Source organism: Methylophilus sp. UBA6697 (genome assembly GCF_002454655.1).
GTDB lineage: Bacteria > Pseudomonadota > Gammaproteobacteria > Burkholderiales > Methylophilaceae > Methylophilus.
Genome location: NZ_DKJH01000026.1, coordinates 65,142 through 80,537 on the forward strand (window position 1 = coordinate 65,142; position 15,396 = coordinate 80,537).

The window sequence follows — 15,396 nt, forward strand, 5'->3', positions numbered from 1 at the left end:
CGCACAACAACTTAATTATACCGTTATTCGTTACCAGTAATTTTGGCATGACTACGAATAAACGCGATAACTTTCAACACATCATCCGGTTTCAAACCATCATCTGGCGCCATCAAACCAAAACCTTTAGCACCCATACCACCATTGGTACCATGCCAAATCGTTTCAAACATTCCTTTGTTGGTTGCATTTTTGGAATAACGGAAATTTTCACCAATCAAACCAGGACCAACTGCGCCTTCACCATGCCCACCGTGGCAAGCTACACAAGAATACAGGTTAAATCTTTTCTTACCCTCTTTAATCGCCTCTTCATTGCCGATGTAAGGGTTTTTACCCGTCGCCAAAAACTCTTTTGCTGCTGGTGTATCAAACATTTTCACGTCAATTGCCAGCGGCTGACCATCTTGTGTTGCCACAAACTGAATCGCCTTGATGTCACCACCAGCATCCGCTGCAGCACCAGATTGACCACCGTTATTACAGGCTGCCAGCATTGCGGCGAGCAGTGTAGTTAAAAGCATACTTCTCATGATTACCCCCATCTTTCCTAAGATCCATGTTCTTTGAAATAAAACGGTTTTTAATTGTTTTTTATAATCAAACCGACTGCATTTATTGTGCCACAAAAACAAAAAACGGTCACCTTAGTGACCGTTTTTATTCGTAACGAATTACTCGTTACCTGTCGTGCCTACATTGCTATTGCTACGAATGAAAGCAATCACTTTCAGCACTTCATCTGGTTTGATACCATCATCTGGAGCCATCAAGCCAAAGCCTTTAGCACCCATACCACCGTTAGTACCGTGCCAGATAGTTTCAAACATACCTTTGTTCGTTGCGTTTTTCGCGTAACGGAAGTTTGAACCGATCAAGCCTGGACCTACTGCGCCTTCACCTTTACCACCGTGACAGGCCACGCAAGAGTACAGATTGAAAATCTTTTTGCCTTTTTTAATCGCCTCATCGTTACCGATGTAAGGGTTTTTACCTGTAGCTAAAAACTCTTTCGAAGCGTCTGTATCAAACATTGCTTTATCGATACTGATGGTTGAGCCGTCTTGAGTAGCTGAAAAAGTGATATCAGCCATCGCACCTGTGGCAAATGCCATCAAGGAAATCAACAATGCTGATTTAAATGTGTTGCCTAACATGTTTTCTCCTAATCCTAAACAAAATGAGCGACGTTAACATCAAGACCCAACCAACATTAACGTATGCTCATTTAACGAATCGTTCCAGAAACGGTTGACGAATATTTCCGAAATTAATTACAGAATATTTCACTTAGCCATCTCAAAACAAGGCCACGATTCTACTGCGTTTCTTTTACCTTGTCATTAGCAACTGCCTGTTTTTAAAACTTTTTCACTATGTGTGTTACTTTTTATACACACTGTCGCCTTCAACCACTGGCACCGTTGGAATACCGTAATCTTTCAGGATTGCATCGATCTTATCTTTGTTGCGCTCCAGAGCTTCGTTGATCATCTTGATGCGGTCTTTATCTTTCATGCGCACAGCCACAGAAATATTCCAGTATTCCTTACCTTTAAGGTTCACCTTGTTGTATTCAGGAATCAGGCGTACTTCTAAAGGCACTTTAGAATGCTTGGCAAAATAGCCAGCAATTGGGCCCCACATCACAGCAACATCAATATCACCTTTCACCAGGTCATCAATAATGAAGCTGGTTGGCAAATTTAAATCACGCTGCAAGCGATAAGGGCGTGCATTGGTCATCAAATCGTAATCGTTCAAAGGAATCGTTGCCGGGCTTTTATCAACAATGCCGATAATGCCTTTTTTCAAATCCGGTGAATCCCAGTTGTTAATGTCATAGTTACTGTCTTTACGCCAAACGAACACATGGCCGGAACGATAGTAAGGTTTGGATGTTCTCAAACCATCAAAATCAGAAGTCATGCCGATAATCACATCACATCGCATGGCGTTGATCGTATTACGCAAGAAGCCCTGGCGATTATAGGCATATTGAAAGGTCAATTTTTTACCGAGATCATCTGCCAGTACCTTGGCAATCTTGTCTTCGAAGCCTTCCAGTTTGATATTGGAGTAAGGCATATTGTCCGGGTCTGAGCAGACTTTAAATTCGGACTCATCCGCGACACGGCGCACTTCACCTATACGGCCTTCGTCCGGATTTAGAGAGGGGATGTCAATCTCTTCAGCAAACACCACACTTTGTGTGGCAAACATCATCGCAAACGCACCCAGAATATTCCATGTAATTCTCATTTTGACTTCATCCTTTTTTGTGATTGTTTCCTGTCGTTTTTGGAGCCTGGCTTCGCTCAAAAGTTCTACCAATCAACGACAAAGTGAATCATCTTAGCGTGAATGCGTTTTCATTTGTAGCCAAAACACATTTAATTTTATTGCGATACTTTTGAATCATGATATTCATGAAAAAAAACACCCTGCCGAAGCAGGGTGTTAGAGGAGTCAACGTATTACTACGTGTAACTTAAGACAAGCTCAAATTACAGTGAGAAAACGTTCAGTGCACCGCCGCCAGGAGCAGCGTTGTACTTAGTCAACTCTTTGTAACCACCAGCAGCACCCAGTGCGTCTGTGTCGTTGGTCATACCCAAGTTCATCGCAACACCAGCCCAACCGCCGATACCGGACAGTACACCAACGTATTGTTTACCCTTGTTGCCGTATGTGAATGCATTACCAATCACGCCGGAACCAACTTGGAATTTCCACAGTTCTTTACCGTTTTGTGCATCAACAGCTTTGAACCAACGATCCAAAGTACCGTAGAACACGATGTTAGAAGCTGTAGTCAGAGCACCGCCCCATGCAGAGAATTTCTCTTTGTTGTACCAAACTTTTTTGTTGGTCATTGGATCATAAGCGCCGAAGCCACCCATTACGCCGTCAGGACCAGCAAACATAGTCAAAGTAGCACCAACCCATGGTTGACCAGCAACGTATTTAGACTCAACTGGCTCGTATGTCATACATACGTGGTTCAATGGTGTGTACACCAAACCAGTTTTTGGAGAGTAAGCAGCAGGCTGTTGGTCTTTAGTACCCAAAGCAGCTGGGCAAACACCCTTAGCGTTGTAGTCTTGGTGAGTAGAAGCAGTTGCCAATTTGTTTGGCACACCTGTTTTCAGGTCAACATCAGTTGCCCAGTTAACGAATGGGTGTACTTTTTCAGCTGCAACCAATGAACCGTTATGAGCGTTCCATGTGTAGATGAAACCGTTACGGTCATGGTGCCATGCGTAAGTTTTGCCACCTTTGTCGAACAGGATTACTTCGTTAATACCATCGTAGTCCCACTCATCGTGTGGAGTCATTTGCATGCCCCATTTAGCCACACCAGTGTCCAAATCACGAGCGAAAATTGTCATAGACCATTTGTTGTCGCCTGGACGTACATCTGGGTTCCATACGGATGGGTTACCAGTACCGTAGTAAACCAGGTTTGTACGTGCATCATATGGCCACCAGCCCCATACGGAACCGCCACCATGTTGCCAGCCGTCTTTAACAGCTTGTGGTTTCAACCAAGTACGTGTACCCAGTTCTTTTTCACCAATTTTCAGGCTGTCGTTAGCCAATTTTTTGAAAGAACCACCTTGTTTGTTACCGCCGTTTACATCTTCGTAAACTGACAGAGCATTGTAGGATGGGTTTTCTTTGTTGAAGTCAGCACCGATCAATACTTCGCTGTCTGGACCTGTAGAGAATGCTTTCCATGCCAGAGAGCCGTCTTTCAGGTTGTATGCAGCGATAAAGCAACGTACGCCGAACTCAGCACCTGAGCAACCGGTCAATACTTTGTCTTTGATTACGTGTGGAGCGTTAGTGTTAGTTGCACCAACTTTTGGATCAGTGTTCTTAACGTCCCATACTTTAGCACCGGTTTTTGCATCTAAAGCAACCAACATACCGTCGTTTTGTTGCAGATAGATTTTACCGTCGCCGTAGCCCAGACCACGAGAAACGTTGTCACAGCACAGAACTGCTTGAACGCTTGGGTCTTGTTTAGGGAAATAGGACCAAACGATTTTTTGATTGTCGTTCAGATCCAGAGCGTATACGTTGTTTGGGAAAGCTGTGTGAACGTACATCATGTTGCCCACAACCACTGGTGAACCTTCATGACCACGGTTTACACCAGTAGCGAATGTCCAAGCTGCTTTCAGGTTTTTAACGTTACCCTTGTTGATTTGTGCCAAGGCGCTGTAACCGTTGTTGTTGTGTTGACCACGTGGATGTGCCCAGTTGTTGGCATCTTTCAACGCGGCTTCTTGGTCAGCTGCTGCGAAAGCAACCAATGGCAATGCTGCTACCAGACCCAAGGCCAGTTTGATTTTGTTAACTTGCATATTGATCTCCAAAGTTAGAACTAAGGGTTTAATATTAAGTACACGTTAAATTCTGCCACCACTAGGATTGGCAAACCAAATCTCCCGCATACTTTTCACTCCAGAGACAAGGGAAAAACTCCTGAAACACCTTAGAATTTATCACTTGCCGCATGTGAGGATTGCAATATAGAACAATTTGTTTTCAATTGCAACAGTTTGGTTACAAATCGGTTACAAATATTTCGAAATATTTTTTGTTATTTTTAAGCAAGCTTGTCATAAAATAAATTACCATTAAAAATCATACAGTTAAGAAAATAATTTATGAGCACCCTCTACCTTTATCCTGAATGCCAGCCGTTTACAAATACCCATATTGCAGTCAGCCCGTTACATTCAATCTATATTGAACAATGCGGCAACCCGCATGGCGTACCCGTTATTTTTCTACATGGCGGCCCTGGCAGCGGCTGCAATCCGGGACAAAGACGCTTTTTTGACCCTGCGCATTACCACATCATTTTGTTTGATCAACGCGGATGTGGTCGCAGCCTGCCAGCTGGGCAGACCATAGACAATACGACGCAAGACCTGGTGACAGATATAGAGGCGATACGCCAGCACTTGAATATTGATCGCTGGCATGTGTTTGGAGGCTCATGGGGGAGCACGCTGGCATTAGCCTATGCAAACGGCCATCCTGACACAGTGATCAGCCTGACTTTGCGCGGTATCTTTTTGAGCAGGCAGCATGAGATAGCCTGGTTTTTGGGCCAGGTAGCGCTTTTCTTCCCGGAGGCCTGGCAGACACTGCTGGCACCGGTGCCCACCAGCCATCAGGAAAATGTCCTGGATTACTATGCCACACAGGTGTTTGACGCTGACACTGCCATCAGTATTCCAGCAGCCATCCGCTGGAACGCATTTGAATCCAGCATTATGAGCCTGATCCCTAAAGCAGACAGTGCAGAGGTCAATGGCGCCGTCGAACTGGCGCGGGCACGGGTACAAATTCACTACATTCAGCACTTATGCTTTGTCGATGGCGATCAAATGTTACAGGCAGCCGCGGAGCAACTGAGATCCATCCCGACAACCATTGTGCAAGGGCGTTATGACATGGTGTGTCCGCCACAAACTGCCTGGGAATTAAGCAAAGTACTGCCACACGCGACCTTGGTCATGGTGCCGGATGCCGGTCACTCAGCGATGGAGGCTGGTACGTGCCAGGCTTTATTGAATGCGACGGAACAATACAAGCAACTCAGTTCCTAACAATCACCCCCAATGAAAGCGGAGTGTATGCCTGCGTTATGGACGACATTACAAACACAGTGGCGCGGCCTGAAGCAGCAATTATCGGCCTATAGCTACTGCACGCCGCTGTTCGTGATAAAAACAACCTGGCAAGGCGTGGCCAAGCACAGGTTAATGGGGCTTTCTGCCGCACTCTCCTTTTACGCTTTGTTCGCACTGATTCCGCTGATCGTGCTGATTTTCTTTTTAATCAGCCACCTGGTGTATTCGTCCGATTACGCCATTGTGAAGCTGGCCATTCTGACCAGCAACCTGCTGCCAGAATTCAGCCAGCGCATCATGATAGAAGTGTATGAAAATACCCGCACCAAAGCCGCCTGGGGCGCGGTTGGTTTTTTTGTGTTGTTATGGACCATCACACCACTGGCAACACATATGCGCGCCAGCTTTCACCTGATTGCCAGCCGCAATGACGTGCCTTCTTTCTGGCATAAAAAGTTACGCGATATCGTCGCCGTGCTGGGTGTATTGCTGGTGTTCTTCTTGTTTACCGCCGCCGGTTTTGTGCTGGAGTCTATTATTGTTTTCTTAGCCAACCATTTGCCATCCGCATCGATCAATGTAGTCGGCTCACTACTATCGCTTACTTTAACCACGCTATTGATTGCAGGTTTTTATCACACCTTTTGCCCGCTCAATGTGCACTGGCGCCATTTGCTGTTATCCGCCCTGCTCACCGCCACCTTGTGGATGCTGATGCGCCCGGCCTTTGGCTTGTTTTTAAGCGTGAATAAAAACTTTGGCGCCGTGTTCGGCAGCATGAAGGCCATGTTTGTCTCCATCAGCTGGCTTTATCTTAATTTTGCCGTGTTTCTGGTGGGCATAGAGTTAATGGTCACACTGAGGCAAAAAGACGTATTGCTACTGAAAGGCCTGTTTGAAGATATCCCCAACCAGCAACACTACTTGCAGGCGCTGATGGGCAAATACGGTAAAACCTATGCGCAAGGCAGTTATGTGCTGAAAGAGGGGGATGCCAGCCATCACTACTATATGGTGGTCGATGGCAGCTTGCATTTGACGCAAAAACACACTGACGGCAGCGAGAAGACACTGCGCATCTTGCAGTATGGTGATTTTTTTGGTGACATCGCCCTGTTCTCGGCGCAACCCGTAACGGCCAGCGCGGTGGTCGTCTCGCCAGAAGCATCAGTGATTGAAATTTATGCCGACTGCATGGAGAACCTGTTGCAGGAAGACCCGCATATTGCTGTGCGCCTGCTAAAACAACTCTCCCATCATGCGCAGGTAAAGAACACATTTGTATCATCAAGCGCCGTATAAACAGCCCAGTGCCTGAATAAACAACATAGATCAGCCGCGTTTTGCGCTAAATCAAGTCACACAACCATTGCAGAATTGTAAGATGTGTTACAAAATTGTAACTATCTTTGGAATTTTGCACGATGGCCATCCCACTTTCGCAAGAAATCAATACGCTGATACAACAGTTGAATCACGGACAATTTACTGCCGTCATTCAACGGGCACGCCCATTGGCGGCACAGCATCCGCGAGAGTTTGTCTTACATCACCTGCTGGCGCTGGCGCTGGACCAAACCCAGCAGTACCCGGAGGCAGCAAGTGCATACGAAACAGCGTTGCAACTCAACCCGAAAGCCGCAGAACTGTGGTTTAACTATGCCATTGTACAAACCCAGCTTGATGCATTAGCCACCGCCGAACAGGCTTACCGCAAAGCCATTGCGCTGAATCCGCAGTTTTTTGAAGCGCATGGCAACCTGGGCACGGTGCTACAAAAACAGGGCAAACTGGATGAGGCGATGGCTAGCTACCAACAGGGATTGCGCATCCAGCCACAAGATGCGCGCGGCCATTTCAACCTTGGAACAGTACTGCGTGACAAAGGGCAATTGCCGGCAGCCGTGCAAAGTTATGAACGCGCCATCGCATTATTCCCCAACTACACGGACGCCTATAACAACCTGGGCGAAACTTGGCGCGACCAGGGCGACATGACCAAAGCGGTGCAACATTACCAGCAGGCACTACAACGCAACCCGCAACACCCGGGCGCCAACTACAATATGGGCGAGTTTTTATACCTGGCCAAGCGATTTGAAGAGGCGATTCCGCACTTTCAGGCCTCGCAATTGGATGACTGGCAATCCAGGGTACTTTACTGCTTATACCGTGCCGAAAAGTTCGAAGCGTTCAAGCAGTTACGCGATGACATTATTAAGCAGGGGCCACATACCGCACCGTTTATTGCGACTCTATCCACACATTACAGCCTCAACCACGACCAGGCGGACCCTTACCAGTTTTGTCCGGATGGCCTGTCGTTTGTTTATCACCGCAGCCTGCCAGAACTGGCACCGGGCAGCCCGTTACTAGCAGAATTACTGGCCAATATTGCGCAGGCCGATATCGCCGAGCGTAAGCAAGCGCGCCTGACCAATGGCAAACAGTCTGCCGGCAATTTATTCAAGCGGCCTGAAGCGGCCTTCAGGGCGCTGGGCGAGTTGGTTAAACGTGAGTTCCGCCATTACCAGGCCCAATTCAGCCAGGCTGATTGTGCCTTGATCACCCACTTCCCAGAATCACTGGAATTCACCAGCTCCTGGTACGTCAACATGCAAAAAGGCGGCCATCTGGATGCCCATATTCATGAAATTGGCTGGCTCAGTGGCGCCGTTTATCTCGCTATGCCAGAGACGGAAGATCCGCAGGAAGGTGCTTTTGAGTATGGCACACATGGCGACCAATACCCGCAATTACATGACAATTTCCCAACGCGCTTTATCAAACCAGCCGTCGGCGATATTGTGTTATTTCCGTCATCGCTGTTTCACAGAACCATCCCCTTCCATGCCGAAGCAGAGCGCATTTGCGTGGCATTTGACTTGAAACCTGCCGCACACCTGCCAACCGCACGCAGCCAGTATTAAGCCAAGCGGCACATCCAACGTTTATCACAGCCAAGATGCTGTGACTGGCTTATCAAACTGATACAGAATTTATCAAAATTGCTGATTGTAGATTCCATGGCGCAAGGTATGATACTTGATGAGGAATGGCTATTTAAACCGGCACAGAAGCAGGGCTTGCAACTGATGCAACCATCCGGAAAGATTGCGTTGCAATACACCTCATCGCGTGTCACCTCAACCAACTCTGATGGAGTCAGCTCAATATGATTTCAGTGCGCCGGACATGCTTATTACTCCCCTTGCTCGGCATGGGTGCCAGCGGCCTATCCCAGGCAGGGGCTGAGCAAGTCCGCGAAACCAAGAGTGAATTACTGTTTAACCTGGCGCTACTGAGCCAGATGCCCAACCGCCAGCCGCAAGACACTTATGCGATTTGTGCATTTGAAGAAGATATCGGCCATTTGAAGGCCACCGCGCTGGAATCGCAAAAATTACAGAATTTGCAGATATTTTTGGTCACTGTAAAAGCACCAACCGACGTCAAGCGCTGCAATCTGTTATATATTCAAGACTATGGCTCACAAAAGCCGCTAGAATTACAACAAATCATTCAGAAAGAATCCGTATTGACCGTGGTGTATAACGGTAATAAATTTTCTGAGTATGGGCATGTAGAAATCAATGAGCAGGATAAGCATTACCAGTTTGCCTTGCATCTGACCTCGGCAAAACAGGCCGGCATTGTATTTGACACGCGACTGATGAAACTGGCGACCAATATCATTAATTAACTTGAGTATGTTAAGACTATTACCTCACCTCAAAATTGCACACAAACTGCTGCTCACCGAACTGGTGATGACCTTAAGTATGTTGCTGGTGTTTATTGTCTTTGCGTTTGGTAGCCATTACCACAGCCTGCGCTCCCACCTGATTCGCGATATCCTGGTACAAATGAATGTGGTGGCAAACTCGATCGGCCCCGCCGTCATGTTTGGCGAGGTAAGCTCAGCCGCCAAAACACTAGAGCCACTTACAGACAACCAGAATATCCGCAGCGTCGTCATTCTTAACCAGCAACAACAACCGCTGCAAAGCCTGCATCCACAGCACCCCCAAAGCCCAGCGGGCTGGCAATGGTTATATCCCTACTTTGGCGACATGGAAGTGACCACGCCGATTGTGGTCAATGAAAAAACCGTGGGCAGTTTGCATGCCACCATCAAACAAGAACAAATTGTCGATGTATTAATTGGCTTTGCCTGGTCGAATGCCATTGCCGTACTGGCGGCGGCCTTAGTCGGCTGCCTGATTATGTGGCGATTGAACCGCAATATTGTGGACCCGATTCATGCACTGCAAAGCTTTGTCAGCAAGATCACACGCAACCACCATTACGACCAGCGCATCAAGGTAACCAGCGCCGATGAAATTGGCATGCTGAGCCATGATATTAACAATATGCTGGAAAGTATTCGCCAGCGAGACGCCCAGTTACAAGCTGAACTGGAACATCGCAAAGTTATTGAAGAAAAACTGCAGTTTTTAGCCCATTACGATAAAAATACCCAACTGCTGAATCGCCATGCGTTTGAAGAAGCGATCACACGTAAAATCACTGCCACGCCAGATGACCGCAAGCATATTTACCTGCTGCTGCTAGATCTGGATCGTTTCAAAATCGTCAATGATGCCTTTGGCCACAATACTGGCGACAAACTGTTGCAACAAGTGGCTCACAGGCTGCGCGGCAACATGTCGCAAGAAGACGCTATTTTCCGCCTGGGCGGTGACGAATTTGCCATATTGCTGGATGCGCCCGGACGCACGCTGATCGAGCAGGTCTGCAAACGCATTATCCAAACCATTTCTGCGCAGTTTATCGTCGACGACCATGAAATCCATATTGGTGTCAGCATCGGAATTGCGCTGTTGCGGCCCGGTTTTGACTCGAAAACGGAAGTCATGAAAAATGCGGATGTGGCGCTTTATCAGGCCAAAGATGCCGGACGCAATACCTTCCGCTTTTACAGTGAATCGGATGAGGCCAATACCTCCGAGTTGCGCAACCTGCGTGAAGAGTTGCACTTCGCCCAGCAAAACCAGGAGCTGGAGCTGTATTACCAGCCGATCATCCACACACAACTGCTGAAAACCATTGGTTTTGAAGCACTGCTCAGATGGCGCCATCCGACCAAAGGCCTGCTGACGCCAGACCAGTTTATTCACCTGGCAGAAGGCTCCGGGCTGATTATCAGCATTGGCGCCTGGGTCATCCACCAGTCACTCAAACAACTGGCGATGTGGCAGGAAATGTTCGACCGTGACTTGTTCATGAACGTGAACATTTCCTCGCGCCAACTGGATGATGACAGTTTGTCAGACACCATCCGCCATGCGCTGGACTTTTACCATGTGTCTCCACGCACGCTCAATCTGGAAATCACAGAGTCTATGGTGATGCGCAATATTGAGTCGGCCAAGCAAATTCTTTATTCACTCAAACAATTGGGCATAGGCATTGCCATCGACGACTTTGGCATCGGCCATTCGTCGATGAATTACCTCAAGCAATTACCAGTCGATATCCTCAAAATTGACAAGCAGTTTACGGCGGGCATCCCGCAAGACAAAGTCGATATCGCCATTGTCGACGCCTTGGTCGCCCTGGCGGTCAGCCTTAATTTGAAAGTGGTTGCTGAAGGCGTAGAAAGCGCGATCCAGTTTGAATACCTGCAATACAAACTCTGCCACCATGTGCAGGGCTATTTATTTAGCGCCGCCTTGTCTGCCAGCCAAACCACAGCGTTCATGGCCGAGTTTCCGGAAAGTATTCCGAGCGTTTTTCGTAAAATTGCAGGGTCAGAAGTCTAAAAAATACAGGCATCGACAATCAAAAATAGCCGGATTTAGCCGTTATATAAAAATAAACAATAAAAAGCCATCAGGGAGATATATGCTACGTTTAAAACCATCTTACTTATTCATCGGCTTGCTATTTTCAGGCTACCAGTTATCCAGCCAGGCTGCCGGCTTTGCGCTGTTTGAGCAAGGCGCGAGCGGCCTGGGCAATGCCTACGCCGGTGCTTCTGCCATCGCCGAAGATGCGAGCACAATCTTCTTCAACCCGGCCGGGATGACTTATCTGGAAGGCCGTCAGATCGTCGGTGCCTTGCATTTCATCAAGACCAATGGCGATTTTGACAATAAGAACAGTACACCCATCGGGCCAGAAGGTGGGAATCTAGGTAGCCTAGCTGCCATCCCAAACCTGTTTTACAAACAAGACATCAACGAACAATTCAAATTTGGTTTAGGTATCAGCACGCCTTTTGGCCTCAAAACTGAATATGATAAAAACTGGCTCGGGCGTTTCCATGCCCTAAAATCAGAACTCAAAACGGTCAACATTAATCCGTCATTGGCTTGGAAACTAAACGATCAATGGTCATTTGGCTTTGGCGTCTCTGCCATGTGGGCACAAGCCGAACTTACCAGCGCAGTTAATTTAGGCGCAGCAGAATCCTCCATTAACAACAAAGGCAAAGATTGGGGCTTCGGCTATAACTTGGGAGCGATTTACCAAGTAACGCCTGATACCCGATTAGGCCTGGCATTTCGCTCCAAAGTCGAGCAACACTTAAAAGGTGATGCACGCTCACCTTTTACTGCATTAAACGAGGTTCCTGGCCGGACCCTGAATACAGATATCACTGCAGATTTAACCTTGCCAGAAACATTGTCTTTCAGCAGTTTTAGTCGCCTGGATGAGCGCTGGGATTTACTGGCGGATGTGACCTGGACGCGCTGGAGCCAATTTAAGACACTCACGATCATGCGTGACAATGGCTCCAATACAGAGGTAGGCTCAACCCAAGAACACTGGAACAACACGCTGCGCTATTCTCTGGGCGTCAACTATCGTTACACAGACACCTTAAAACTGCGCACCGGTGTTGCTTATGATGAAGAAGCCATCGATAACAACCATAGAACCGCACGCATTCCTGGCAATGACCGCATCTGGCTTTCTTTGGGTGCCAGCTGGCAATATAGTCCGCAGACTAAATTTGATGTAGGCTATGCGCATCTTTTTATTAAAGAAGCCAGAATTTACGATGATCAACGGACCGCTGTACCTAGCAGAGGCCTGATTGCTGGCAAATATGATGGCAGCGCTGATATTCTCAGCATGCAATTCACACACCAGTTCTAAGCCGCGCCAGGACTGAAAACACCCCTATCCAGCCGTGATTGCTGATGGCATCACGGCTGTCTCGCATGACATCTCACAAGCGCATATTTCATCTTGTAAGTTTCGTGTAAGCCGCTTGTCATTTAAACTTCATCTAGCAGATTGAAAATGCCTGTCTTGAAACAACCCGAAACATCGCTTTTTAGGATAGAAGATGACCATAGCGCACTTTTTCAAACTGGCATTACTGCCGCTGGCAATTAGCCAGGCATTCGCAGCCCAGGCAGACCAATCCAGCACGACCTCACAAGAATCCCCTTCTTTGGTGTCACGTTTTATGAACGAGGACAACCCGTTTCGTATCAATTTCGACTTGGGTGATCATCCTTCCTACTTTCAGGTCTACGGTCTGGTCGATATCGGCCTGACGCATATCAATCACTCTTTGCCAGAGAACTATGAGTTAGCGAATAACTTTTATCCTTATTCGGGCGCAAAAAAAACCGACAGAACAACCTCCAGAACCAACTGGGTAAATGGCGGCTGGCAGGGTTCACGCCTGGGCTTTAAAGGCGAAGTCGCCAAGCTGCAAGCATGGGATCATGACTTTAAATTTATCTACCAACTGGAAGCTGGCTTTAATACGCTGGATATGAAATTGCATGATGCAGCACAAACACTGGCAGACAACTCTGGTACCAATGCCAACTCCAGCGTCAGCGCGAACTCTTCCATGAACGGTGAATTATTTACCCGCCAAGCTTGGGCAGGGATTGATGCGGGCTCATGGGGTAAATTGACCTATGGTACGCAGTACAACCCGTTCTTTGAGATCACAGTGACCTATGACCCTAACGGTAAAGCGGATAGTTTTTCACCATTGGGTGAAAGCGGTACCGTCGGCGGTGGCGGTGGTGTGTCTGAAAACTCACGCATGAAAAACTCTCTCAAATATGCCAATACTTACGAGCTGGAGAGCCATGACAAAATCAACTATGCTGTCATCAACCAGTTCGGTAACTCAGCGGGCACCTCGCACGGCAATGGCTATACCACTCAACTGGGCTACGAAAGCAGTGCGTTCGGCGTGCAGTTGGCCTACGATAGATTCTTCGATTCAGTGAAGTCTGGGATTGCCGGAGCTGGCAACCCTTTGGCGAATGACACCATTGCGGTGTCCCTATATAACACGCAAGCTGTATTGCTCACTGGTAAATGGTTACCAACGAAAGATTTGAAAATCATCGGTGGTGTGGAATGGTATCAATTACAACCATCATCCTCGCGCTCCATTGATTATCACTCTATCTATGATCAAACCGTCTTTGGCGGCGTGGCAAACTCTGCATTGAAACCAGGCTATAAGCAGGATAACTATGTGTATTACCTCGGTGCCAACTTTGACTTTGCGCAGCGCGTGCCTGCACTGGCTGGCCTGACAACGTCCATCGGCTATTACCTGACCAAGGCGGATGCTATTGACGGCCCTACCGTATCCACCAACTCGCAGGGTAAGATCGATACCTGGACGGCGATGCTGGACTATAAACTGAATAAGCGTTTCGATACTTATCTGGCTTATACCACCAACCATTTTTCGGGCGACAAATATCCAAGCGCTTCGAATTACACGAACGTGACCAGCTACGGTGCCGGTTTACGCATGAAGTTCTAAAGCCAGTGTTGAAATAAAAAAGCTCAAGCATATGCTTGAGCTTTTTTTATCGTGCTACGCTGATCAAGCGTGATATTTGCGTCTGCGCGCCAGCAATCCCACCACACCCAAACCCACCAGCAACATGCCGAAAGACTCAGGCTCTGGCACCGGCGTTACCACCAGGCCGGTAATTTCTGTCGGTTTAAACATGCCAGTAACGTTCACCTGGGTATTGGTGTTCCAGCTATTGGCAATCACGTTACCGTTGATCGCCGTAAAGCCACCAGTGATGTCCGCCAGTGGCGCCAGTATGGTGCCTGTTGCACCAGAACCGGTACTCAATGCCGTGGCTTCATAGAAGTTATAAACCACATTAAAGCCATAGCTGGCAAAGTCAGTACCGGTGCCGCCATTAAAGGTCAAGCCACTGCCTGAGATGTTCAGGATAATGGTCTGGCCTGCTGAAAAACCACTAAAAGTTGTATTGTTTCTGGAGTTGAAAAAACTGCCATCAATATCAAAAATCTGCGCACTGCTATTGTTGCTGGCAGTGAGTTGCAAGCCACTGTAGTTGTAAGTCGCTGTTCCAGTATTCACCAGGTTATTCAGGCTGGCAGACAGGTTGAGCAAATAAGTGCGCTCATTGGTGAAATTGATAGGGTCGCTATCAGTATAAGCACCGGTAAAACCAAAGCTGGAAGTGCTGGTCGTACCACCTACATCAATGTTACCGTTCTTCACGCTGCCGTTGTTATAGGTCAGATTGTTGCCAACCACCAGCGAATTACCAGCGACCGCTTTGTTGAGCTCATTCACCGCATAGCCAGTCACATTAAAGTTACCGCCCACGGCTACCGCGCCTTCAACATCGCTATAACTACTGGTAAAGTTGTTAAACACGAATACATTAAACTGGCCAGCTACGCCAAAATCCAGCACATCAGCCGAGGCAGCCATGCTTTGCATTGCAAGTGTGGC

12 protein-coding genes are annotated in these 15,396 nt (G+C 47.7%); 7 read left to right on the forward strand and 5 right to left on the reverse strand.

Annotated elements, in window-relative coordinates:
* Positions 1-23: 23 nt before the first annotated feature.
* From B3355_RS08200 to B3355_RS08215, 4 genes are all read right to left on the reverse strand, one after another.
* A complete protein-coding gene (locus B3355_RS08200; RefSeq protein ID WP_019883527.1) occupies positions 24-497 on the reverse strand; it encodes a c-type cytochrome in 474 nt (157 codons plus the stop codon).
* Positions 498-674: 177 nt separating this feature from the next.
* Positions 675-1,157, reverse strand: a complete 483-nt coding sequence (locus B3355_RS08205; protein ID WP_019883529.1) for a c-type cytochrome — start codon at positions 1,155-1,157, stop codon at positions 675-677.
* 226 nt (positions 1,158-1,383) lie between these two features.
* Positions 1,384-2,262, reverse strand: a complete 879-nt coding sequence (locus B3355_RS08210; RefSeq protein ID WP_019883531.1) for a quinoprotein dehydrogenase-associated putative ABC transporter substrate-binding protein — start codon at positions 2,260-2,262, stop codon at positions 1,384-1,386.
* Positions 2,263-2,507: 245 nt separating this feature from the next.
* A complete protein-coding gene (locus B3355_RS08215; RefSeq protein WP_019883532.1) occupies positions 2,508-4,373 on the reverse strand; it encodes a PQQ-dependent dehydrogenase, methanol/ethanol family in 1,866 nt (621 codons plus the stop codon).
* A 306-nt stretch (positions 4,374-4,679) separates the two neighbouring features.
* On the opposite strand from B3355_RS08215, the gene pip reads away from it, so the two are divergent.
* The 7 genes from pip (at position 4,680) to B3355_RS08250 (ending at position 14,436) form a co-directional block, all read left to right on the forward strand.
* Complete coding sequence (gene pip, locus B3355_RS08220; RefSeq protein WP_292782483.1) at positions 4,680-5,630, forward strand: prolyl aminopeptidase; 951 nt, start codon at positions 4,680-4,682, stop codon at positions 5,628-5,630.
* A 27-nt stretch (positions 5,631-5,657) separates the two neighbouring features.
* Complete coding sequence (locus B3355_RS08225; protein ID WP_292782486.1) at positions 5,658-6,956, forward strand: YhjD/YihY/BrkB family envelope integrity protein; 1,299 nt, start codon at positions 5,658-5,660, stop codon at positions 6,954-6,956.
* Positions 6,957-7,078: 122 nt separating this feature from the next.
* Positions 7,079-8,584 (forward strand): tetratricopeptide repeat protein, encoded by a 1,506-nt coding sequence (locus B3355_RS08230; RefSeq protein ID WP_292782488.1) that lies wholly within the window; start codon positions 7,079-7,081, stop codon positions 8,582-8,584.
* 245 nt (positions 8,585-8,829) lie between these two features.
* Positions 8,830-9,357 (forward strand): YfiR family protein, encoded by a 528-nt coding sequence (locus tag B3355_RS08235; protein WP_019883538.1) that lies wholly within the window; start codon positions 8,830-8,832, stop codon positions 9,355-9,357.
* A 7-nt stretch (positions 9,358-9,364) separates the two neighbouring features.
* Positions 9,365-11,440 (forward strand): bifunctional diguanylate cyclase/phosphodiesterase, encoded by a 2,076-nt coding sequence (locus B3355_RS08240; RefSeq protein WP_292782490.1) that lies wholly within the window; start codon positions 9,365-9,367, stop codon positions 11,438-11,440.
* Between the two features lie 82 nt (positions 11,441-11,522).
* Positions 11,523-12,782 carry an OmpP1/FadL family transporter gene (locus tag B3355_RS08245; protein ID WP_292782493.1) on the forward strand — a complete coding sequence of 420 codons (1,260 nt, stop codon included), beginning with the start codon at positions 11,523-11,525 and terminating at the stop codon, positions 12,780-12,782.
* Between the two features lie 193 nt (positions 12,783-12,975).
* Positions 12,976-14,436, forward strand: a complete 1,461-nt coding sequence (locus tag B3355_RS08250; protein WP_019883541.1) for a porin — start codon at positions 12,976-12,978, stop codon at positions 14,434-14,436.
* 63 nt (positions 14,437-14,499) lie between these two features.
* On the opposite strand, the gene B3355_RS08255 is transcribed toward B3355_RS08250, so the two are convergent.
* Positions 14,500-15,375, reverse strand: coding sequence for a choice-of-anchor A family protein (locus tag B3355_RS08255; protein ID WP_292782497.1), 876 nt, complete (start codon positions 15,373-15,375; stop codon positions 14,500-14,502).
* Positions 15,376-15,396 lie beyond the last annotated feature (21 nt).

What these genes read in the sequence shown, in the direction of transcription:
- B3355_RS08245 (WP_292782493.1), top strand. Translation starts at nt 11,523, where the DNA reads ATGCTACGTTTAAAACCATCTTACTTATTCATCGGCTTGCTATTTTCA.
- B3355_RS08250 (WP_019883541.1), top strand. Translation starts at nt 12,976, where the DNA reads ATGACCATAGCGCACTTTTTCAAACTGGCATTACTGCCGCTGGCAATT.
- B3355_RS08240 (WP_292782490.1), top strand. Translation starts at nt 9,365, where the DNA reads ATGTTAAGACTATTACCTCACCTCAAAATTGCACACAAACTGCTGCTC.
- B3355_RS08205 (WP_019883529.1), bottom strand. Translation starts at nt 1,157, where the DNA reads ATGTTAGGCAACACATTTAAATCAGCATTGTTGATTTCCTTGATGGCA.
- B3355_RS08230 (WP_292782488.1), top strand. Translation starts at nt 7,079, where the DNA reads ATGGCCATCCCACTTTCGCAAGAAATCAATACGCTGATACAACAGTTG.
- B3355_RS08255 (WP_292782497.1), bottom strand. Translation starts at nt 15,375, where the DNA reads ATGGCTGCCTCGGCTGATGTGCTGGATTTTGGCGTAGCTGGCCAGTTT.
- pip (WP_292782483.1), top strand. Translation starts at nt 4,680, where the DNA reads ATGAGCACCCTCTACCTTTATCCTGAATGCCAGCCGTTTACAAATACC.
- B3355_RS08225 (WP_292782486.1), top strand. Translation starts at nt 5,658, where the DNA reads ATGCCTGCGTTATGGACGACATTACAAACACAGTGGCGCGGCCTGAAG.
- B3355_RS08200 (WP_019883527.1), bottom strand. Translation starts at nt 497, where the DNA reads ATGCTGGCAGCCTGTAATAACGGTGGTCAATCTGGTGCTGCAGCGGAT.
- B3355_RS08215 (WP_019883532.1), bottom strand. Translation starts at nt 4,373, where the DNA reads ATGCAAGTTAACAAAATCAAACTGGCCTTGGGTCTGGTAGCAGCATTG.
- B3355_RS08210 (WP_019883531.1), bottom strand. Translation starts at nt 2,262, where the DNA reads ATGAGAATTACATGGAATATTCTGGGTGCGTTTGCGATGATGTTTGCC.
- B3355_RS08235 (WP_019883538.1), top strand. Translation starts at nt 8,830, where the DNA reads ATGATTTCAGTGCGCCGGACATGCTTATTACTCCCCTTGCTCGGCATG.